Here is an 18,551-nt window from a genome sequence, read left to right as displayed (position 1 = left end):
CGCGTCGCGCCGGGAGCAAGTCGGCGAGCTCCCATTTCGCGTAACGGAGCGCGCGTGTCTGGAAAGTATAGGCTTGCGCCGGCCGGCCGGCAGCACCCCGGGGGCCGAGGCGCGGCTTATTCTTCGTTGGCCCACTCGACCTGCACGCCCAGGCTGCGCAGGTTTTCCACGAAGCGCGGGTGGGCGCGGCGGATCGGCGTGGCGTTGCGGATCTCGGAGCGGCCCTCGATGCTGCTGGCGATCATGAAGAGCGCGATCGCGACCCGGATGATGTAGGGGCTTTCCACCACGGCCGGCGTGAGCGGCATGCCGCCGAAAGTGATGACCCGGTGGGGATCCGACGAGAACACGTGCGCGCCGAACTTCGACAGTTCGCCCGTCCAGCCCAGCGCGCCGTCGTAGACCTTGTTCCAGAACATCGCATTGCCCTGCGCGCACACGCCCAGCGCGATGAAGATCGGCAGCAGGTCCACCGGGAAATAGGGCCACGGCGCCGCCTCGACCTTGGTCAGCACGTTGCTGGTGAAGGGCGTCTGTACCTTGAGCGGCCCGTCGCGCAGCGCGCGCGACCAGCCGTCCTCGTGCACGATCCGCACGCCGAACTTGGCGAAGGTGCGGTCGATCAGCGGGAAATTGCCCGGCGTGCGGTTGCGCACGACGACGTCGCCGCCCGTGATCGCGCCCAGCGCGAGGAAGGTGGTGATTTCGTGGAAGTCTTCCTCGAAGGTGAACTCGCCGCCCTGCAGGCGGGCGCCGCCGCGCACCGTCAGGCGCGAGGTGCCGATGCCGTCGATGTCGGCGCCCATCATCGCCATGAAGCGGCAGAATTCCTGCACGTGCGGCTCGGAGGCGGCGTTGGTCAGCGTGGATTCGCCCTGGGCCGAGGCGGCGCACAGCACGAAGTTCTCGGTCGTGGTGACGGAGGCGTAGTCCAGCCAGTGGTGGTTGGGCTTCAGGGGGCCGCTGCTGCGGACCAGCAGCGAACCGCTGGCGCGTTCCACCTCGCCGCCGAAGGAGCGGAAGATGTCCACGTGCGGATCGATTTCGCGCACGCCCAGCGTGCAGCCCTTGACGTTGTCTTCCAGGCGCGCCACGCCGAAGCGCGCCAGCAGCGGCGGCACGAGCATGATGGACGAGCGCATTTCCTCGGGCAGCCGGTGCAGGGCGGCGTCGAATTTTGTGTCGCGGTGGTGCAGGTCCAGCGTGCGGGTGGCCTCGTCCAGCCGGACGTCGCTGCCCAGCGTGCGGAAGATGTCCAGGATCTTGCGGACGTCGGTGATGTCCGGCACGCCATGCAGCCGCAGCGGCTGATCGGTCAGCAGGGTGGCGCACAGCACGGGCAGCACCGCGTTCTTGTTGGCCGAAGGAATGACGCGGCCGCGCAGGGGCGTGCCGCCGTGGACGATGAGGTTGGACATGGAGGAGCGTGCTGCGGGTTGGAAAACAATGGCCGGAATTGTAGCGTCCGCGCGCCGCGGGTCGGGAATATCCCTAGGTCCCGGGGGCTCGGTTTTCGGTTATTTATACGTATACGTACTTTATTTGGCCGCCGCCTGCTAGGGGCGCTCGTAGTGGACGCTGCATGCGCGCCGGGGCGGATGGTCCGCGAGGCGCGATTCCAGGTATCACGGAGGAATCATGAAGGAAGGGGAAATCCTGGCGGGCTTCCTGGCCCCGCATCCGCCGCATCTGGTCTACGGCGAGAATCCGCCGCAGAACGAGCCCCGCTCGGAGGGCGGCTGGGAAACGTTGCGATGGGCGTACGAGCACGTGCGCAACAGTATCGAACGCCTCAAGCCCGACGTGCTGCTGGTGCATTCGCCGCACTGGATCACGCAGGTCGGGCACCATTTCCTGGGCGTGCCCCGGCTGCAGGGCAAGTCGGTCGATCCGATCTTCCCCAATCTGTTCCGCTACCAATTCGAGCTCGACGTGGACGTCGCGCTGGCGCAAGCCTGCTGCGACGAAGGGCACGACCTGGGGCTGGTCACCAAGATGATGCGCAACCCGCGCTTCCGGGTGGACTACGGCACCATCACCACGCTGCACATGGTGCGCCCGCAATGGGACATCCCGGTGGTGGGCCTGTCGGCCAACAACACGCCGTATTACCTGGACACGCGCGAAGGCCAGGGCGAGATGGAACTCTTGGGCCGCGCCACGCGCGAGGCCATCCGCAAGACCGGCAGGCGCGCCGTGCTGCTGGCCAGCAACACCCTGTCGCACTGGCATTTCCACGAAGAGCCCGAGATCCCCGAGGACATGTCCAAAGAGCATCCCGAGCGCTACGACGGCTACAAATGGGATATCCGCATGATCGAACTGATGCGGCAGGGCCGGATGCGCGAAACCTTCGAACTGCTGCCGCGCTTCATCGACGAGGCGTTCGCCGAGGTCAAGTCCGGCGCCTTCACCTGGATGCATGCGGCCATGGACTATCCGGAGCTGCCGGGCCGCCTGCACGGCTATGGCTCGGTGATCGGCACCGGCAATGCGGTGATGGAATGGAACCTGGCCGACGCCGGCCTGTCGCGCATCGCCGCGCCCGCCCGCGCGGCCGAGGAGAATCCCGCATGAGCATCGTTTCCGCTTTCCTGGTGCCGGGCAATCCGCTGCCGCAACTGCGTCCCGACATCGCCCCCTGGGGCCGGATCCAGGCCGCGCTGCGCGTGGCGGGCGAGGCCCTGGCGGCATCCCGGCCCGATTGCGTGCTGGTCTATTCCACGCAATGGATGGCCGTGCTGGACCAGCTCTGGATCACGCGGGAACGCAGCGTGGGCCTGCACGTGGACGAGAACTGGCACGAATTCGGCGAGCAGCCCTTCGACATCGCCAGCGATACCGCGCTGGCGCAGGCCTGCGTGGCGCGTTGCCTCGATGCCGGCGTGCGCGCGCGCGGCGTGGACTACGACGGCTTTCCCATCGATACCGGCACCATCACCGCCAGCACCTTGATGGGATTCGGCCAGCCGGCGCTGCCGGTGGTGATCGCGGCCAACAACCTCTACCACGATGCCGCGCGCACCGAAACGCTGGCGCGGCTGGCGGTCGATTGCGCGACCGCACAGGGCAAGCGCGTGGCCGTGGTGGGCGTGGGCGGGCTGTCCCATTCGCTGTTCCGCGAGCCCCTGGCGCTGGAAGCGGATCGCCTGCACTCCGCCTCGGACGACGACTGGAACCGCCGGCTGCTGGCCCTGATGGAGGCCGGCGATGCGCAAGGGCTGCGCGACATGCTGCCCGACTTTGCGCGCCAGGCGCGGGCCGACATGGGGATGAAGCACCTGCACTGGGTGCTCGGGGCGCTGGGCGACGCGCTGCCGGCCGCCACGGTGCATGCCTACGAACCCCTGTACGGCAGCGGCGCGGCGGTGGTCGAGTTCGGCCGGGCCTAGGCGCTGAACTGCCGCCGGTAGGCCGAGGGCGACACGGCGAAGGCGTTCAGGAAATGCTGCCGGAACGAGGCGGGCGAGCCGAAGCCCGCCAGTTCCGCGACCCGGTCCACCGCCTTGTCGCTCGTCTCCAGCAGCCGCTGGGCCGCCGCCAGCCGGTGGTTGAGCAGCCATTGCGACACCGTGGCGCCCGTCTTGGCCTTGAAGCGCCGTGTGAAATTGCGCCGGCTCATCCCGGCGCGATCGGCCAGCAGGTCCAGCGTCAGCGGGGATTCCAGGTGTTCCAGCGCCCAGTCCAGCGCGGCGCCCAGGCGGTCGGAGCCGGTGACGCCGGGCAGCGGCTGCTCGATGTACTGGGCCTGGCCGCCGTCGCGGTGCGGCGCCACCACCATGCGCCGCGCCACGCGGTTGGCGATTTCCGCGCCGTGGTCGCGGCGCAGCAGGTGCAGGCAGCAATCGATCGCCGCGGCCGTGCCGGCCGAGGTGAGGATGTCGCCGTCGTCCAGGTAGAGGGATTTGCGGTCCAGCTCGACCTTGGGGTAGCGGCGCGCGAAGTCGTCGCCCCAGGCCCAGTGGGTGGCGGCGGTGCGCCCGTCCAGCAGGCCGGCATCGGCCAGCACGAAGGTGCCCAGGCACAAGCCGGCGATCCGGGCGCCCCGGTCATGGCCCGCGCGCAGCGCCTCCAGCAGCGCGGCGGGCGCCGTCTCCTCCGGATCCCGCCAGGCGGGCATGATGAGGGTGTCGGCCTGCTCCAGCGCGTCCAGCCCGTGCTCCACCTGGATCTGGAATCCCGACATGGTCGGGATCAACCCCGGCTTCTCGGCGCAAATCAGCAGGCGGTAGCGCGGCACGCCCAGGCGGGACAGGTCGTCGCCGAACACCATGCAGGGGACGGACAGGTGGAAAGGGCTGATGCCTTCGAAGGCGATGATGGCGACGGTGTGCATGGGAATCCGGCGAAGGAGGCGAAGCCGGCGGGAAGGTGGACGCTCGGCCCGAAAAAGGCTGAGTCCGCTGGGCTGAAGGGGGCCGGCCCGCCTGGCTGAAGAGGCCCGGCTCGCTTGGCCTGGCTGGGCGGCAAGGCTCCGCTGGCTTGGCCCGATTCTAGCAATAGTTGTCCATCGGGCCACTATCGCTGCGGCGCGTCCGGCGGGACACTAAGGTCTTGCGCGCCGCCGGGCGCGCGGCTGGCCCGCGCTGCCGCCGGGCCCCGATTCCATTCCATCCCGCAAAGGACCCCGCCATGAACCATCCCACCATCCGCACCCTCGCCGGCGCCGCCGCCCCGGCCTCGCTCGACGCATCCAGCACGGCGCTCCTGGTCATCGACTTCCAGAACGAGTACTTCACCGGCAAGATGCCGATCCCCGATGGCCCCGCGGCGCTGGGCAACGCGCAGCGCCTGATCGCGCACGCCGACCAGGCCGGGATGCCGGTATTCCACATCCAGCATTTGACGCCCGAAGGCAGCCCCATCTTCGCCGAGCACAGCGCCACCGCCGAATTCCACGCCGAATTGCAGCCGGCCCCGCACCACGCGGTCGTGCGCAAGACTTCGGTCAGCGTGTTTCCCACCACCGACCTGGACCAGCGCCTGAAAGCCGCCGGCATCAAGACGCTGGTGATCACGGGCCTGATGACCCACGCCTGCGTGGCGGGCGCGGCGCGCGACGCCGTGCCGCTGGGCTACGGCGTCATCGTGGCCGAGGACGCCTGCGCCACCCGCGACCTGGACCGCGCGGACGGCAGCGTCGTGAGCCGCGACAACCTGCATCGCGCCGCCCTGGCCAGCATCGACGACACCTTCGGCGACGTGATGACGACGGAACAGGTGCTGGGCTTGAAGGTGGTCTGAGCGCCTGCGCGAAGCCGACGGCGCGCCCGCCACCGGCCGGCCGCGCCGCGCCATCACCCATATGGGGTATGGGTGATGGCGCTTGCCTGCGTTAGCGTCGTGGCAAATGCGCCAGGCCTCGCGGTTCGCGGCTCATGGCGGCGCATCGACATCGACGTCGCGACCACGACGGGGGAGATCGGAAAATGCCGGATGCACGTGATGAAATCCTGGCCGAATGCGCGCTCGCGTTCGCAGGCAACTCCGAAGACTGCAACAAATACGTGAAGGCGGTCTCCGGTCCGTTCTTCGACCCGGACCTGTTCACCGGACCGGGCATGAACGCCGATGCCATCGTGGCCTTGTTGCGGGCCTCGACGGACTGGACGTCGCTGGGTTTCTCCCACGATCAGGCGATCGAGAATGCAAAGGCGGGGAAATTCGTCGTTGCGGGGATGACGTCGGCGGAGCTCCAGAGTACGAATGGCCACTTGGCGGTCGTGGCGGGCGACGACGGCCAGATGTCGGGCAGGGTGCGCGTGCCGATCTGCTACGCCGGCAGCCTGAACGCCGCGGCCCGCGTGCAGCGTAAGCGCGTCTCGGAGACTTTCGGCGCGCAGGTCGCCAGGGATGGCAGGATCAGCTACTTCGCGCGCGACGTGCAGACCCTGCCGGCGACGCTGGCAGTGTCGCGCCTGGTCGACGAACTGCGAGGCGTCCGGATTCCCACCACGGAAATGGCGCTGGCGCCCGTCGAGCCCAAGCGCATCCGCAAGGCCGCCGGCAAGCCCAAGGCAAAGAAAGGCAAGCGCGGCAGCTGAAGCGGGAGCCGGCGCGGCCGGCGCTACTTGTCCTTGTTGCGGAACGCGGCCTCGCCCGCGTCGGAGATCTCCACCCACTTGCGGTCGGGCGCCGCGCCGTCCACGTAGCTGTCGTGCCAGTTCCACCATTTGTAGGTCGGCGTCTGCGGATAGCCTTCGGGGGAATCCTCCCAGGCTTCCTGGCGCCCCAGCGGCGTGATGTCCAGGTAGTTCCAGGTGCCGCCCATCTGCTCGTCGCCGCGGTTGTTCAGGAAGTAGGTGCGGAACACGCGGTTCCCATCGCGGAAGAACACGTTCGTTCCGCGCCACTCGTCCACGCCGAAATCGGCGTCGAAGCGGTCCGTGAGCGTGAACCACGGCATCGTCCAGCCCATTCTCGCCTTCAGCCGCGCGATGTCGGCCTGCGGCGCCCGCGAGACAAAGACGAGGGTGGTGTCGCGGGCGTTGAGATGCGCAAGGTGGGCGACCTGGTCCGCCACCATGGAGCATCCCCGGCAGGCGTGTTCCGGCCAGCCGTAGACGCCGGGTTCGTAGAAGGCGCGGTAGACGATCAACTGGCGGCGGCCGTTGAACAGGTCCGGCAGGCCGAGCCTGCCGTCGGGCCCTTCGAAGGCGTAGGCCTGGTCCACCGCCATCCAGGGCATGCGGCGGCGCTCGGCGGCCAGGGCGTCGCGGGCGCGGGTCTGGGCTTTTTCCTTCACCAGCAGTTGCGCGCGCGCCGCTTCCCATGCCTGGGGCGATACGACGGGGGGCGTGCGCATGGCGGGTGCCGCGCCGGGGGTTGCGGGGTCGTTTGCTGCGGTCATGGCGGGATTCCTCCTGAGGATGAGCGGCAGGCCGCCCGCTGGCGGCCCTGGGAACAGTCTGGCACCGCGGGCCGCGGGGGCGGGAGTAACAAATCTGGCGGCATTCGGCGGGCAGGCCTACCTCGTCCACGACTGCGCGGCCGGCCGCCGGGGCACAACATTTTCCAAAGCTTGGTAACGCGCGCCGGCGGAGCCTGCGGCTATCCTCGGGGTACCGGGTATCCCGACGCGCCGCGCGCATCCGCCCACCGGGCCGCCGCCCCGGCGCCGATCCGTCAACGACAGGAGAGCCAGGATGACCAGCAAAAACACGATTTGCCTTTGGTACGACCGCGACGCCCTGGACGCCGCGCAGTTCTACGCGCAGACTTTTCCGGACAGCGCCGTGGGCAGGATCCTGCGCGCGCCCGGCGACTATCCTTCAGGCAAGCAGGGCGACGTGCTGACGGTGGAGTTCACCGTGATCGGCATTCCCTGCCTGGGGTTGAACGGCGGCTCGGCGTTCAAGCACACGGAAGCCTTTTCCTTCCAGGTGTCCACCGAAGACCAGGCCGAGACCGACCGCCTGTGGAACGCCATCGTCGGCAACGGCGGCCAGGAGAGCGAGTGCGGCTGGTGCCGGGACAAATGGGGCCTGTCGTGGCAGATCACGCCGCGGGTGCTGATGGAGGCGATCGCCGATCCCGATCCCGCGGCCGCCAAGCGCGCCTTCGAAGCGATGATGACCATGGGCAAGATCGATATCGCCACGATCGAGGCGGCAAGACGGGGCTGAGCCGCCGGGCCGCCGGACGCTCAGTTGCCGCCTTGGGGCAACAAGCGCAAGCCCGTGCGCTTCACGAATTCCTCGTAGCTGATCGGCGGCCCGGCCTTGGTGCTGGCGGCGTTCGCCTGCCAGTGCACCCAGGAGCGGCCCGAGGTCGCGTCGTACACGACCTTGTAGAGGTAGGCGGGCACGGCCACGCCGGCGCCGATGGTCTTGGGCTTGTCGGCATAGACCGGGCCCGTGAACACATACACGTCGCCGGCGGCGCGCATCACGTACTTGCGGGTGTCCTGCTCGATGCTGCTCCACGCGCCGCCATTGTGCGTCTGGTCCTGCGGCACCATGTTGGCCAGGGAAAAGCTCTGCGCCATGGCCTCGGGCGTGGACATGTCGCCGGCCGGCGCCATGTGTCCGCGCGAAAAGCCCGATCCGCGGTAATCCTCCAGCTCGGCCCGTTCGGCGCGCGGCAGGCGGGCTTCCGCGTAGAACTTGTCGGTGCGGCGCATGCCCTGGGCCTGCGTCAGCATCTGGCGGCTCAACCGTTCCGCCACGAAAACCGGGGTCTTGGTCTGGCCGTCGTGCAGGATGGCGAAGGCGGAAAAACACACTTCGCGCAGCTTCTGGCTGCCCGGTACTTCCGGCGGGCGCGAATGCGGAAAGAACTGCCGGCATTCCGCGAACATCGTTTGGGCGGGGGCGCCGGTGGGCGCGGCCGTGGGCACCGCGGCCGGCGGCGCCGTCCGCTCCCGGGGCGGCGCGGCTTCCGGGGCCTGCGTGCCGTGCCACGGCCAGCCCAGCTGGTTCAGCGCCTGCTGCACCGGCGCCGGGATCCGCCATTGCGGATTCAATACGTAGGTGGCGGCCCCGAAACTCGCCAGCGACGAGAACAGCAGCGCCTTCAGGAAGCGGGGGAATCGGCCGCCGGATCGGGCCGTGGATCGGCTGGTGGAGCTTCTTTTCCTGGGAGGAGATTTCTTCGGGCGCGTCATTACTACCTGTGAGCTACAGCCGGTCGCGTCGCAGACCGGCACGGCCAAGGATTGTAGATGAGTGGCAAATTTGCCACGCATGCGCGTCATGCTGACTGCCGGCTGACCCAGGCAATGCCGGGTAAAACGCTGTTCGGCGCGGGGATTCCCGGGGTTTCGTTACGTCTTTCCACGGGCTTTCCAACGTAAAATTCCGGCTGGCCGCCGCGATACGCCGGCGCCATACCCCACGTCCCCGATGTACGTCGATCTCCTTACCCTTTACTTCATCATCATCGGAACGCTGCTGGCCACGGCAGGCTTGACGTTCTGGGAGCATCGGGCCCATCCCAAGCGCAGCGGGTCCCTGCGGACCCTGGCGGCGGGCTTCGCCACGCTGGCGCTGGGATGCACGGCGGGGCTGTTCCGGACCCAGTTGCCCGCGCCCCTGGGCTCCGCCGCCGCCAACCTCATCATCCTCAGCGGCTACCTGCTGGTCATGAACGGCGCCGCGTCCTTGCGGGGAAGGCAGTACCGCGGTGCGTCGTTCGCGCTGCTCATCGTGATGGCGCTGGTGTGGGCGACGGCCGGGGTGCGGTGGGAAGATGCGGTCTGGAAATACGTCAGCGCGTTTCCCATTGCGCTGGTAAGCGCCGCGACCACTCGGGAACTGCTGCGCTGCCATGAACTGAAAGCGCTCAAGCCCTTGCGCATCGCCGCGGCGGTAACCGGCATCCATGCCCTGATCTACCTGGGCCGTTCGTTCCTCCTGCCCTGGTGGGTGGCCACGCACGGGCCCGGCGTGCAGCTGTCCGCCAGCACGCTGACCATGTACGAGGGGGTGCTGTATTCCATCCTGCTGCCCATGACGCTGATCAAGCTCGTGCGCGAGGAAACGCACGGCGAACTCATCCGCGAATCCCAGACCGACTACCTGACCCGGCTGGGCAACCGCCGCTGGTTCTTCGAGCAGGGCGCCCGTCTCATCGAGGCCGGGCAGGGGCGCGAGCCGATCGCCGTGCTGGCGTTCGACCTCGACCAGTTCAAGGCCATCAACGACCGCTACGGCCACCAGCAGGGCGACCAGGTGCTGCAATGCTTCGCCGAAACCGCCCGGGACATGCTGGGGCCCGACGCGGTTCTCGCCCGCATCGGCGGAGAAGAGTTCGCGGCGCTGCTGCCGGGCGAGGCCGCGCACCGCGCCCCGGCCCTGGGCGAGTCCGTCGCGCGGCGCTTTGCCGAAACGATATCCAATCGAGTCGACAATATCGCGATCCCGGCCACGGTCAGCATCGGGCTGGCGCAGTACGAGCAGGATGCGCCGCCGCTGGCCGAGGCCTTGGCGACCGCCGACCGCGCGCTCTATCGCGCCAAGGCGCTGGGCGGCAACCGGCTCGTCGCCGCGGCGGCGAACCTCCGCGTGGCCGCGGGCTGACGCGGCGTTCCTAAAACGCGACTTTCAGGCCGAGCTTGCCGTTCAGGCTGTGGCCGTCGCCTTCGAGGCTCGTCTCCGCCCCGATGCTGCCGTAGAAGGAGAGGTTGCGCTTGACCCCGACGTCCACTCCCAGATTGAACTGCGCCGACACGCCTTTCATGTCCGCCCGGAACGGCACGTACCCCTCCTGCGAGGAAAAGCGCGTGGTCGGCTGGGCCAGGAACTCGTTGACGAGGCTGGCGCGCAGCCAGGTCGTGGCGACGCGCCGCTTGTCGCCCTGGCCGGGTTCGAGCTCCACGGTGCGCGCCAGGCGCACGCCCAGGCGGCCCCGCAGGCTGTCCACGTCGCTGAAACGGATCTTGGCGGCGCCGTCGTTGGCGTCATTGAGATTGATGTTCTGATACACCAGCTGGGCCTGGGGCTCGATCACCCATTCCTCGTTCAGCCGAAACGGATAGCCGCCTTCGAGCGAGCTGGCGAAGCCGAAGCCGCGGGTGTCGAGATTCAGCCCGGCCGGCGAGCGGCCATTGTCGACGTCGTAGCGCGTGCCCTGGATGACGGCGTCGACGTACCAGCCCTGCTGGCCGATATGCGTCCAGTACCCGCCCAGCGTCACGCCGTTCATCGCGGCCTGGCCCGCGGAACGGCCGTCCAGGTGGTCGACGTCGGCGGTGGCGCGCCCGTAGGCCGCGTACACCCCCGCGTAGTCCATGCTGCCGTTGGCATTGGCCTGCCGGTAGAGGTCGACGCCGGCCTGCAGACCATAGATCTTGTAGTCGTAGTCCGGCCCGCGCGAGCCCAGGATGCCGGACCGGCTGCCGTCGCGTTCGCCGGTCACGCCGATCACGCGGCCCCAGGCGAGTCCGGGGCCGCCGGTGGCGGCGGGCGGATTGAAGAAGCGCTCCTCGCCGATGCGCTCGTGCAGGGTATCCAGCAAGGCCACGCCGTAGGCCAGCGCCAGCTGCGGCGTGGCCACGGCCGTGGACACCTCGGGCCGATAGTTCGGCGGCGCGGGCGGGGTCGGCGGGCCGGGCGGATTCGGCGGGACCGGATTCGGCGGGGTCGGGTCCGGACCAGGGTTCTGACAGGCGGGATTGCTGGGGGCGGCGGTGCAATCGAGGGTGGATCGGAGATACCAATTCTGCACGCCGCTGGCGTCCACACTGGAACGCTGGAGCGTGTACGCGTAAGGGCCGGCCGCCACATACCCGCCGGGGTTGCCCAGCGTGAAGGCGCCGGGCAGGGTGGTCGCGCCGTTGCGGGCCTCGACGACCTGGATGCCGTTGCCCGTGGTCAGGGCGCCGGCCCCGCCCACGTTGGTGACGACGATGGACGACGCGCCCGAGGCCGAACCGCCGTTGATGGCGAGCCGGTCCGAGGGCGAGGCGTCCGCGCCCAGATAGGTATTCATGGCGATGGCGCCGCCCAGGCCGACGTAGTTAGACGCCGCCAGTATCGTGCCCGGCGCGGCGCTGGCGCCCATGTTGACCAGCCCCGCGTTGCCCACCGCGGCGACGGCCTGGCTGTGGCCGTTCAGGTCCAGCGTGGCGCCGGCGGCCACGTTCACGTCCGAATTCGGGCTGAACGCGGACGCGATTCCCGCTCGCAGGACGCCACTGTTCACGTTGGTGGGCCCGGCGTAGGTATTGTTGGCCGTCAACACCGTGGCGCCGGCGCCTATCTGGTCGACGCCGCCGCTGCCCGAGACCAGGCCCGCGAACGCATAAGTGTCGGCGCGGTTGAACGCCAGCGTGCCGTTGTTCGCCACGTTGCCCGTGATCGCGCCCGTCGCGCCTCCATCGCCCAGTTGCAGCGTGCCGGCGGAAATCGCGGTGCCGCCCGTGTAGCTGTTGTCGCCCGTGAGGATCGTGGTCCCGGCGCCTCTTTGCTCGACCGCGCCGGTGCCGGACACCTGGCCCGCGAACGTCACCGTGTCGGCGCGGTTGAACGCCAGCGTGCCGTTGTTCGCCACATTGCCCACGATGCTGCCCGTGGTGCCGCCGTTGCCCAGCTGCAAGGTGCCGCCGTTGATCGCGGTGCCGCCGGTGTAGGTATGGTTGGCGGTCAGGGTCGTGGTGCCGGCGCCGATCTGGTTGACCGTGCCGCTGCCCGAGATCACGCCCGCGAAGCTCACGGCGTCGGACCGGTTGAACACCAGCGTGCCGTTGTTGGCGACGTTCCCCACGATGACGCCCGAGGTGCCGCCATTGCCCAGCTGCAGCGTGCCTCCGGCGATGGTGGTGCCGCCCGTGTAGCTATTGTTGGCGGTCAATACCGTGGTGCCGTTGTAGGTGGCGAGCTTGCCCGCGCCGGTGATCGCGGGTACGAACGCATAGCCCGCGGTGTTGGTGTGGTTGAACACCAGCGTGCCGGTAGCGCCCAGGGTGAGGGTAGGGCTGGGGGCGGTCAGCGTCAGGGTGCCGGGCGCCGCCGCCGCGGCCAGCGCCGCCGCGCCGATATTGATGACGCCTTGCGAACCGGCGGTTACGCCTGCCCTGGCGCTTGTCGCGGTGACGACGGCATTGTTCGAAATGGTCAACGTGCCCGAGCCGCCATTGCCCACCGTGAGCGTGCTGGAGTTCGTCCACGAGGAGCCGGCGCCGTCGACCGTGACCGTGCCCGTCGCGCTGGCGCCGCCGCCTAGGGTTCCCAGCGTGCTGGACACGGCGCCGCCGTTCGAGATGGTGAGCTGGCCCTTGCCGGTCGTGCCGACGCTGAGCTCGGCGCTGTTGTTCCACTGCGATCCCGCGCCGCTTACCGTCGCCACGCCCACGCCGGTCGTGTCGTAGCCGACGTAGCCCAGCCCATTCGTCACGACGGCGCCGCCCGTGATCTGCAAGGTGCCCTGGCCCGTCTGGCCCACGCGCATGAAGCCGGCGGTATTCAACTGCGAGCCCACGCCGCTGATCGTCAAGGTGCCGCTGCTGCCGGCGGCCACGCCCAGATAGGTATTGGTCGTGCTGGTGACATGGCCGCCATTGGCGATATTCAATGTGCCGGTGCCGAAGTTGCCGACATTGAGGCCGGGGCCTGCCGTCCATTGCGCGCCTGCGCCGCTTACCGACACATTGCCTACGCCGCCGACTTGGCGGCCGATAAAGCCGGAGCCGCTCGATACCACGCCGCCCGCGCCGATCAGCAGCGTGCCGGTGCCGGTATTGCCTATCGTCAGGGAATTGGTGCCGAGATTCCAGGGAGAGCTTTGCGTGCCCGGCACGGTAACGGTCGTTCCGCCGTCGATAACCTGCGCATGAGCGGGGGCGACGCCCAGCGCGATCAACGATGCGCCGGAAAGCTTGCACAGCAAGCGGACTTCAATTGGTGACCAGGGCTGCACGTTCGCGACTCACTGAAAGGGATTTAGTGAAGTTGATCGTCTGCGCAAATGCCTGCCAATTGGCTGCCAGAACGGATATTTGCCGCTGGCAGGGGGCAGAAACAAGCATAAGCCTGTTTATCGTGGTCGTTACAACGATAAATTGTGTCGTGGGATGGGGAATGGCGGCGCAGGGAGAGGGTGGTGCATACCGAGCGTGGCGCGTACGCAACACGCAAGACCAAGGGTATGCCGGACCGGACGCGGGGGAAAGACAACTTACAGCGCAGATCAAAGCGTTCGCGATCAGCGTAAACCGTTGTGGGCACATCGCCATTGACAGCTATCAAAGGCGGCGGACGGTTCGCCAGGATTTCCGGCTGGCGTACCTGTCGCGGCGCCCGGTTAGTTGTTACTCTCTGGGGCTGCCGTCCTGTCCGCGGCCTTGATAGAGGTCTTCTGATGCGCCTGAACCAGTGCCAGAATTTCCACGACTTTCGCCGCATGGCCCGCCAGCGGCTGCCGGGGCCCATCTTCAATTACATCGACGGCGCCGCCGACGATGAAACCACGTATCGGCGCAATACCCAGGCCTTCGAAGCCTGCGACCTGGTGCCCGACGTGCTGCGCGGCGTGGCGCAGGTGGACATGTCGGTAAGCGTCATGGGCCAGAAACTGGCGCTGCCGGTCTATTGCTCGCCGACCGCGCTCCAGCGCCTCTTCCATCACGACGGCGAGCGCGCCGTGGCCGCGGCCGCCGGCAAGTTCGGCACGATGTTCGGCGTGTCCTCGCTGGGCACCGTCAGCCTGGAAGAAGCCCGCAAGATCAGTGGCGGCCCGCAGGTCTACCAGTTCTATTTCCACAAGGACCGCGGCCTGAACCGCGACATGATGGCGCGCGCCAAGAAAGCCGGCGTCCAGGTCATGATGCTCACCGTCGACAGCATTACCGGCGGCAACCGCGAGCGCGACAAACGCACCGGCTTCGCCATCCCGTTCCGGCTGAACCTGGCCGGCATCGCCCAATTCGCCATCAAGCCCGCCTGGGCCGTCAACTACGTCACGCACGAACGCTTCAGGCTGCCGCAACTGGACGGCCACGTCGACATGGGGGGAGGGGCCATGTCCATCAGCCGCTACTTCACCGACATGCTGGACCCCGCCATGTCCTGGGACGACGTCGCCGCGATGGTCAAGGAGTGGGGCGGCCAGTTCTGCCTCAAAGGCATCATGTCGGTCGAAGACGCCAGGCGCGCCGTCGACATCGGCTGCACCGGCATCGTGCTCTCCAACCATGGCGGCCGCCAACTCGACGGGTCCCGCAGCGCCTTCGACCAATTGGCCGAAATCGTGGACGCCGTCGGCGACCGGATCGACGTCATGATGGACGGCGGCGTGCAGCGCGGCACGCACGTCTTGAAGGCCCTGGCCCTGGGCGCCAAAGCGGTCGGACTGGGCCGCTATTACCTGTTCCCGCTCGCGGCGGCCGGCCAGCCCGGGGTGGAAAGGGCGCTGGACCTGATGCGGATTGAAATCGAACGCGCCATGAAGCTGATGGGATGCCGGTCCGTGTCGGACCTGCAGCGGCGGCATCTCAGGTTTCGCTGAAACGGCGAAACGGCGGAGTCGCCCGGAAGGCTCGCCAATCGTGGGCTGCGCCTACCAGCGGCGTTCCAGCACTTCATCGCCCGCTTCGTCGAACTGCCCGGTGGATTGCCAGCCCAGATGGCGGTAGAACCCATGGGACCGCGACCGCGGATCGGCCGAGCAGGCCAGAAACGCGCGCTCGAAACCCAGCGCCTTCAAGTCCGCAAGCACGAGGGACAGCAATTCCTTGCCGATACCCTTGCCCTCGTATTCGGGAAGCAAGGCCAGCACCAGGACCTCGCCCGTGTCCCGGTCCGCGAAGCAGTATCCGGCCATGCGCGCGCGGGCCATCGCCACATGGCCCGGCAGATCCCCAGCCTCGATCCCCGCGCGCCAGCTCTCCCGCGTAATACCCAGCGCCGCCAGCTCCTCGGCGGAAAACGCGTTTTCACGGGTCTGGCCGCGCAGCGCGATGCATAGCTCCGCATCGTCCGGCACGGCCTTGCGATACACCAGATCCATGCGCTATTCCTCCGCTCGCCAAGACTTGCGCCGCGCCCGTTTCGGCTTGGGAATCACTCCCATGCGCGGATCCCGGGCCAGCGCAAGCGCCGCCAGCCGTGCCGCGACCGCCTCGAATTGCTCGTCCGACTGCGGCAGATACAGCCATTTCCCCAGCTCGGGATGGGGCAGCAGATTGGGGATGTCGGCCATCAAGGCCGCCTGGCGTTCCCTGGAGGTGCAGACGAGCACGCCGTTCCAGGGATCGTCGCGGTCGGCGACGACCAGGTACAGCGCCTCATCCAGGTACGCCGCGTCGCAGCCGAACATTTTCCGGTGAGCGTAGTTGGCGTCGCGCTCCAGGGGGTCAAGAATCCAGAGCAGCGAATTCAAGCGGGCGGCAGGCCGCTTCATGGGCGGGGCGAATGGGTCGGGGGGATTGCGCATTGGGGGAGTGTAGCGGGGGAAACCCCGCCACGCGCCGCCGCCCGCTACGCCTCGGGCCGACTTTCCGCCTCGCCGATCCGGAACACCTGCGAGAGATCCCAGTCCCCCATGCCGCGCTGCGCGGCATCCTGGAGCAGGCGCCGCACTTCCGGCAGCACGCGCTGCACCGTGGCGCTCGCCCGCGCGAGTTCGGCAATCGCGTCCAGATCCTTGAGCAGTACGCGCACCGTGCCCGTGGCATGCTCGGGCGGCGCGACCATCCGCGGCCACAGCGTTTGCAGCAGCACCGAATCGGCCCAGCCGCCTTGCAGCGCCAAGGGCAGGGCGGCGGTATCGATTCCGCTGCGCTTGGCCAGAACGAAGGCTTCGGCCAGGCCGGCGAGCGTCGTCGCGACGATGGCCTGATTGGCGAGCTTGGTGGTCTGGCCCGCCCCGACGTCGCCCATGCGCGTGACGCGAGCGGCGTAGGCGCGCAGCACGGGCGTTACCGATTCGATCATGTCCGCCGGCCCGCCCGCCATGATGGCCAGCGTGCCGGCCGCGGCGCCGGCCGTGCCGCCCGAGACGGGCGCGTCGATCCAGAGGCCGCCGGTTGCCTCGGCCCAGCGCCGGGCCAGGGAGCGCGTGAGCGCGGGCGACAAGGTCGAATGGTCGATGAGGCAGGAGGGCGGCGTGGCGGCGCGGGCCAGCCCATGCTCGCCGAACGCTACGTCCTCCACCGCCTGGCCGTCCCCCAGGCACAGCAGCACGACGTCGACGCAGCCGCCGAGGGCCTGCGGCGTGGCCCGGGCCACGGCTCCGGCAGCCGCGAGGGGGGCGAGCTTCGCGCTGGAGCGGTTCCAGACGGAGACGTCGTGACCGGAGGCCAGCAACCGCCGGGCCATGGGTTCGCCCATGCGGCCGATGCCGCAAAAACCGATGCGAGGCGTGCTGGTCATTGCTGGCTTCCCGGGGTGGGCGTTTCGGCCAGCGGGGCTTCGTAAGGCCAGTCCACGGCTCCGGAATGGGTCACGGCGCCCAGCTTGGCCGGACGCACGAGGGCTTCGTACTTCTCAAGCACGCCGCCCAGCCGGCCGCGCACGAACGGTTGGCTTGCCGCCGCCCGTTGCGCGAGTTCCTCGTCGGAAAGTTCGACGTCGAGGCTCCCCTTGATCGCGTCGATGTGTATGCGATCGCCGTCGCGCAGCAGGCGGATCGGCCCGCCGGCCGCGGCCTCGGGGCCGACGTAGCCGATGCACATCCCGCGCGTGGCGCCGGAGAACCGGCCATCGGTGAGCAGCGCAACCTTTTCACCCATGCCCTGCCCGTAGATCGCGGCGGTCACGCTCAGCATTTCGCGCATGCCCGGGCCGCCCTTGGGGCCTTCGTTTCGAATCACGAGCACATCGCCTTCCCGGTAGGTGCCGGCGGCGACCACCGCCATGCAGTCTTCTTCCGCCTCGAACACCCGGGCGGTGCCCGAGAACACCAGCTGCCTGAGGCCGGCGGTCTTCAGCGCGGCGCCGTCCGGGGCCAGGTTGCCGCGCAGCACCACCAGCCCCGCGTTGGGCGAGAGCGGCTCGTCATGCGGCTTGACCACGCGGCCGTCCGGGCCGGGGAAGGCGCGCAGCGCCGTTTCCAGCGTTTCGCCGCTTTGCGTGAGCGTGTCGCCGTGGATGTGTCCGGCCGCCAGCAGCGCGTTGAGCACCGCCGGTACGCCGCCGACATGATGCAGATCCACCGCAAGATAGCGTCCGCCGGGCTGCATGTCGCCGATGAGCGGCGTGCGCGCCAGCACTTCCGAGACGTCGTCGAGCGTGAATGCTATGCCGGCCTCGTGCGCGATGGCCGGGATATGCAGTATGGCATTGGTCGAGCCCCCGGTGGCGGCAACGGCGGCGCAGGCATTCTCCAGGCTCTTGCGCGTGACCAGATCGCGCGGCAGCGGCCCGCCGTTGCGCAGCGCGCGCATCACGTTTTCACCGGCGCGGCGGGCAATCGCGATGCGCTCGCTGTACACCGCCGGCACCATCGCCGAGCCCAGCGGGGCCAGGCCCAGCACTTCCGCGACCATCGCCATCGTGTTCGCCGTGAACTGCCCCGGGCAGGAGCCGGCGGTCGGCGTGCAGCGCTTTTCGATGCCGCGCAGCGTTTCGGCCGACATATCGCCGCGCTGCGCCGCGCCCACGGCCTCGATGGCCGTCAGGATCGTGGCCTGCGAGCCGTCCGGGGCCACGCCCGGCAACATGGCGCCGCCGAACAGGAACACCCCAGGGACGTTCACGCGCACCATGCCCATCAGGATGCCCGGCAGCGTCTTGTCGCAACCGGCCACGCCGACGAGCGCGTCGTAGCAGTGGGCGCGCACGAACAGTTCGACGCTGTCGGCGATGGTCTCGCGCGACACGAGCGAGAACCGCATGCCCGAGTGATTCATCGACGTCCCGTCGGAGACCGAGATCGCCGAGCCGCGTATCGGCACGCCGCCGCCGGCCGCGATCCCCAGACGGACGTTGTCGGAGATCTGGTTCAGCGACATGGAACAGGGCGTATTCTCGCCGAAGGTGTCCACGATGGCGACGAACGGCTTGTCGATGGCCTCGTCGTCGAGGCCCGTGGCACGCAGGAAGGCGCGGTGCGGCGCGCGCGTCACGCCTTCGGTGACTGTGCGGGAGCGGTGTTTGTGCAGATCTTTCATGGGG

The 18,551-nt window shown here is 68.8% G+C and carries 16 protein-coding genes; 7 read left to right on the top strand and 9 right to left on the bottom strand.

The genetic code is table 11. From position 1 onward, the window contains the following. Window positions 1-116: 116 nt before the first annotated feature. Window positions 117-1,418 carry a UDP-N-acetylglucosamine 1-carboxyvinyltransferase gene (locus ADE01S_RS04485; RefSeq protein ID WP_062680258.1) on the bottom strand — a complete coding sequence of 434 codons (1,302 nt, stop codon included), beginning with the start codon at window positions 1,416-1,418 and terminating at the stop codon, window positions 117-119. Window positions 1,419-1,638: 220 nt separating this feature from the next. On the opposite strand from ADE01S_RS04485, the gene ADE01S_RS04480 reads away from it, so the two are divergent. After that, entirely contained in the window at window positions 1,639-2,577 is a 939-nt protein-coding gene (locus ADE01S_RS04480) for a DODA-type extradiol aromatic ring-opening family dioxygenase (RefSeq protein WP_062680257.1), read from the top strand. Next, a complete protein-coding gene (locus ADE01S_RS04475) occupies window positions 2,574-3,392 on the top strand; it encodes a DODA-type extradiol aromatic ring-opening family dioxygenase (RefSeq protein WP_062680256.1) in 819 nt (272 codons plus the stop codon). Before ADE01S_RS04480 ends, ADE01S_RS04475 begins: the two co-directional genes overlap by 4 nt. Here the strand turns inward: ADE01S_RS04475 and ADE01S_RS04470 are convergent. Next, complete coding sequence (locus ADE01S_RS04470) at window positions 3,389-4,336, bottom strand: GlxA family transcriptional regulator (protein ID WP_062680255.1); 948 nt, start codon at window positions 4,334-4,336, stop codon at window positions 3,389-3,391. The two genes, ADE01S_RS04475 and ADE01S_RS04470, sit on opposite strands and share 4 nt — an antisense overlap. Window positions 4,337-4,632: 296 nt before the next feature. Here ADE01S_RS04470 and ADE01S_RS04465 point away from each other — a divergent pair, with 296 nt between their 5' ends. Further along, window positions 4,633-5,244 carry a cysteine hydrolase family protein gene (locus tag ADE01S_RS04465; protein ID WP_062680254.1) on the top strand — a complete coding sequence of 204 codons (612 nt, stop codon included), beginning with the start codon at window positions 4,633-4,635 and terminating at the stop codon, window positions 5,242-5,244. Window positions 5,245-5,429: 185 nt separating this feature from the next. Then, complete coding sequence (locus ADE01S_RS04460) at window positions 5,430-6,044, top strand: hypothetical protein (RefSeq protein WP_062680253.1); 615 nt, start codon at window positions 5,430-5,432, stop codon at window positions 6,042-6,044. Window positions 6,045-6,067: 23 nt separating this feature from the next. Here the strand turns inward: ADE01S_RS04460 and ADE01S_RS04455 are convergent, their stop codons facing one another. Beyond that, entirely contained in the window at window positions 6,068-6,805 is a 738-nt protein-coding gene (locus tag ADE01S_RS04455; protein WP_087881461.1) for a DUF899 domain-containing protein, read from the bottom strand. Between the two features lie 340 nt (window positions 6,806-7,145). Between ADE01S_RS04455 and ADE01S_RS04450 the strand changes: the two genes are divergently transcribed. Beyond that, on the top strand, window positions 7,146-7,625 hold the full coding sequence (locus ADE01S_RS04450) for a VOC family protein (RefSeq protein WP_062680251.1): 480 nt from the start codon (window positions 7,146-7,148) through the stop codon (window positions 7,623-7,625). A 20-nt stretch (window positions 7,626-7,645) separates the two neighbouring features. Here ADE01S_RS04450 and ADE01S_RS04445 read toward each other — a convergent pair whose 3' ends face one another. Then, window positions 7,646-8,605, bottom strand: coding sequence for a DNA/RNA non-specific endonuclease (locus ADE01S_RS04445; protein WP_075873424.1), 960 nt, complete (start codon window positions 8,603-8,605; stop codon window positions 7,646-7,648). 238 nt (window positions 8,606-8,843) lie between these two features. Here ADE01S_RS04445 and ADE01S_RS04440 point away from each other — a divergent pair, with 238 nt between their 5' ends. Next, a complete protein-coding gene (locus tag ADE01S_RS04440; RefSeq protein ID WP_062680250.1) occupies window positions 8,844-10,019 on the top strand; it encodes a GGDEF domain-containing protein in 1,176 nt (391 codons plus the stop codon). Window positions 10,020-10,029: 10 nt separating this feature from the next. Here ADE01S_RS04440 and ADE01S_RS04435 read toward each other — a convergent pair whose 3' ends face one another. After that, window positions 10,030-13,326, bottom strand: a complete 3,297-nt coding sequence (locus tag ADE01S_RS04435; protein ID WP_062680249.1) for an autotransporter outer membrane beta-barrel domain-containing protein — start codon at window positions 13,324-13,326, stop codon at window positions 10,030-10,032. A 471-nt stretch (window positions 13,327-13,797) separates the two neighbouring features. On the opposite strand from ADE01S_RS04435, the gene ADE01S_RS04430 reads away from it, so the two are divergent. Then, entirely contained in the window at window positions 13,798-14,943 is a 1,146-nt protein-coding gene (locus ADE01S_RS04430; RefSeq protein ID WP_062680248.1) for an alpha-hydroxy acid oxidase, read from the top strand. A 51-nt stretch (window positions 14,944-14,994) separates the two neighbouring features. On the opposite strand, the gene ADE01S_RS04425 is transcribed toward ADE01S_RS04430, so the two are convergent. From ADE01S_RS04425 to ilvD, 4 genes are all read right to left on the bottom strand, one after another. After that, window positions 14,995-15,444, bottom strand: coding sequence for a GNAT family N-acetyltransferase (locus tag ADE01S_RS04425; protein ID WP_062680247.1), 450 nt, complete (start codon window positions 15,442-15,444; stop codon window positions 14,995-14,997). 3 nt (window positions 15,445-15,447) lie between these two features. After that, on the bottom strand, window positions 15,448-15,837 hold the full coding sequence (locus ADE01S_RS04420) for a hypothetical protein (protein WP_370511529.1): 390 nt from the start codon (window positions 15,835-15,837) through the stop codon (window positions 15,448-15,450). A gap of 77 nt (window positions 15,838-15,914) precedes the next feature. After that, window positions 15,915-16,808 carry an NAD(P)-dependent oxidoreductase gene (locus ADE01S_RS04415; RefSeq protein ID WP_062680245.1) on the bottom strand — a complete coding sequence of 298 codons (894 nt, stop codon included), beginning with the start codon at window positions 16,806-16,808 and terminating at the stop codon, window positions 15,915-15,917. Beyond that, on the bottom strand, window positions 16,805-18,547 hold the full coding sequence (gene ilvD / locus ADE01S_RS04410; RefSeq protein WP_062680244.1) for a dihydroxy-acid dehydratase: 1,743 nt from the start codon (window positions 18,545-18,547) through the stop codon (window positions 16,805-16,807). Before ilvD ends, ADE01S_RS04415 begins: the two co-directional genes overlap by 4 nt. Window positions 18,548-18,551: the final 4 nt, after the last annotated feature.

This window comes from Achromobacter denitrificans NBRC 15125, from assembly GCF_001571365.1.
Taxonomy (GTDB): domain Bacteria; phylum Pseudomonadota; class Gammaproteobacteria; order Burkholderiales; family Burkholderiaceae_B; genus Achromobacter; species Achromobacter denitrificans.
Note: the sequence above shows the minus strand (reverse complement) of the source record. Positions and strands in the feature narration are given on the sequence as shown.

What these genes read in the sequence shown, in the direction of transcription:
- ADE01S_RS04480 (WP_062680257.1), top strand. Translation starts at nt 1,639, where the DNA reads ATGAAGGAAGGGGAAATCCTGGCGGGCTTCCTGGCCCCGCATCCGCCG.
- ADE01S_RS04430 (WP_062680248.1), top strand. Translation starts at nt 13,798, where the DNA reads ATGCGCCTGAACCAGTGCCAGAATTTCCACGACTTTCGCCGCATGGCC.
- ADE01S_RS04425 (WP_062680247.1), bottom strand. Translation starts at nt 15,444, where the DNA reads ATGGATCTGGTGTATCGCAAGGCCGTGCCGGACGATGCGGAGCTATGC.
- ilvD (WP_062680244.1), bottom strand. Translation starts at nt 18,547, where the DNA reads ATGAAAGATCTGCACAAACACCGCTCCCGCACAGTCACCGAAGGCGTG.
- ADE01S_RS04450 (WP_062680251.1), top strand. Translation starts at nt 7,146, where the DNA reads ATGACCAGCAAAAACACGATTTGCCTTTGGTACGACCGCGACGCCCTG.
- ADE01S_RS04415 (WP_062680245.1), bottom strand. Translation starts at nt 16,808, where the DNA reads ATGACCAGCACGCCTCGCATCGGTTTTTGCGGCATCGGCCGCATGGGC.
- ADE01S_RS04475 (WP_062680256.1), top strand. Translation starts at nt 2,574, where the DNA reads ATGAGCATCGTTTCCGCTTTCCTGGTGCCGGGCAATCCGCTGCCGCAA.
- ADE01S_RS04465 (WP_062680254.1), top strand. Translation starts at nt 4,633, where the DNA reads ATGAACCATCCCACCATCCGCACCCTCGCCGGCGCCGCCGCCCCGGCC.
- ADE01S_RS04485 (WP_062680258.1), bottom strand. Translation starts at nt 1,418, where the DNA reads ATGTCCAACCTCATCGTCCACGGCGGCACGCCCCTGCGCGGCCGCGTC.
- ADE01S_RS04445 (WP_075873424.1), bottom strand. Translation starts at nt 8,605, where the DNA reads ATGACGCGCCCGAAGAAATCTCCTCCCAGGAAAAGAAGCTCCACCAGC.
- ADE01S_RS04455 (WP_087881461.1), bottom strand. Translation starts at nt 6,805, where the DNA reads ATGCGCACGCCCCCCGTCGTATCGCCCCAGGCATGGGAAGCGGCGCGC.
- ADE01S_RS04470 (WP_062680255.1), bottom strand. Translation starts at nt 4,336, where the DNA reads ATGCACACCGTCGCCATCATCGCCTTCGAAGGCATCAGCCCTTTCCAC.
- ADE01S_RS04440 (WP_062680250.1), top strand. Translation starts at nt 8,844, where the DNA reads ATGTACGTCGATCTCCTTACCCTTTACTTCATCATCATCGGAACGCTG.
- ADE01S_RS04460 (WP_062680253.1), top strand. Translation starts at nt 5,430, where the DNA reads ATGCCGGATGCACGTGATGAAATCCTGGCCGAATGCGCGCTCGCGTTC.
- ADE01S_RS04420 (WP_370511529.1), bottom strand. Translation starts at nt 15,837, where the DNA reads ATGAAGCGGCCTGCCGCCCGCTTGAATTCGCTGCTCTGGATTCTTGAC.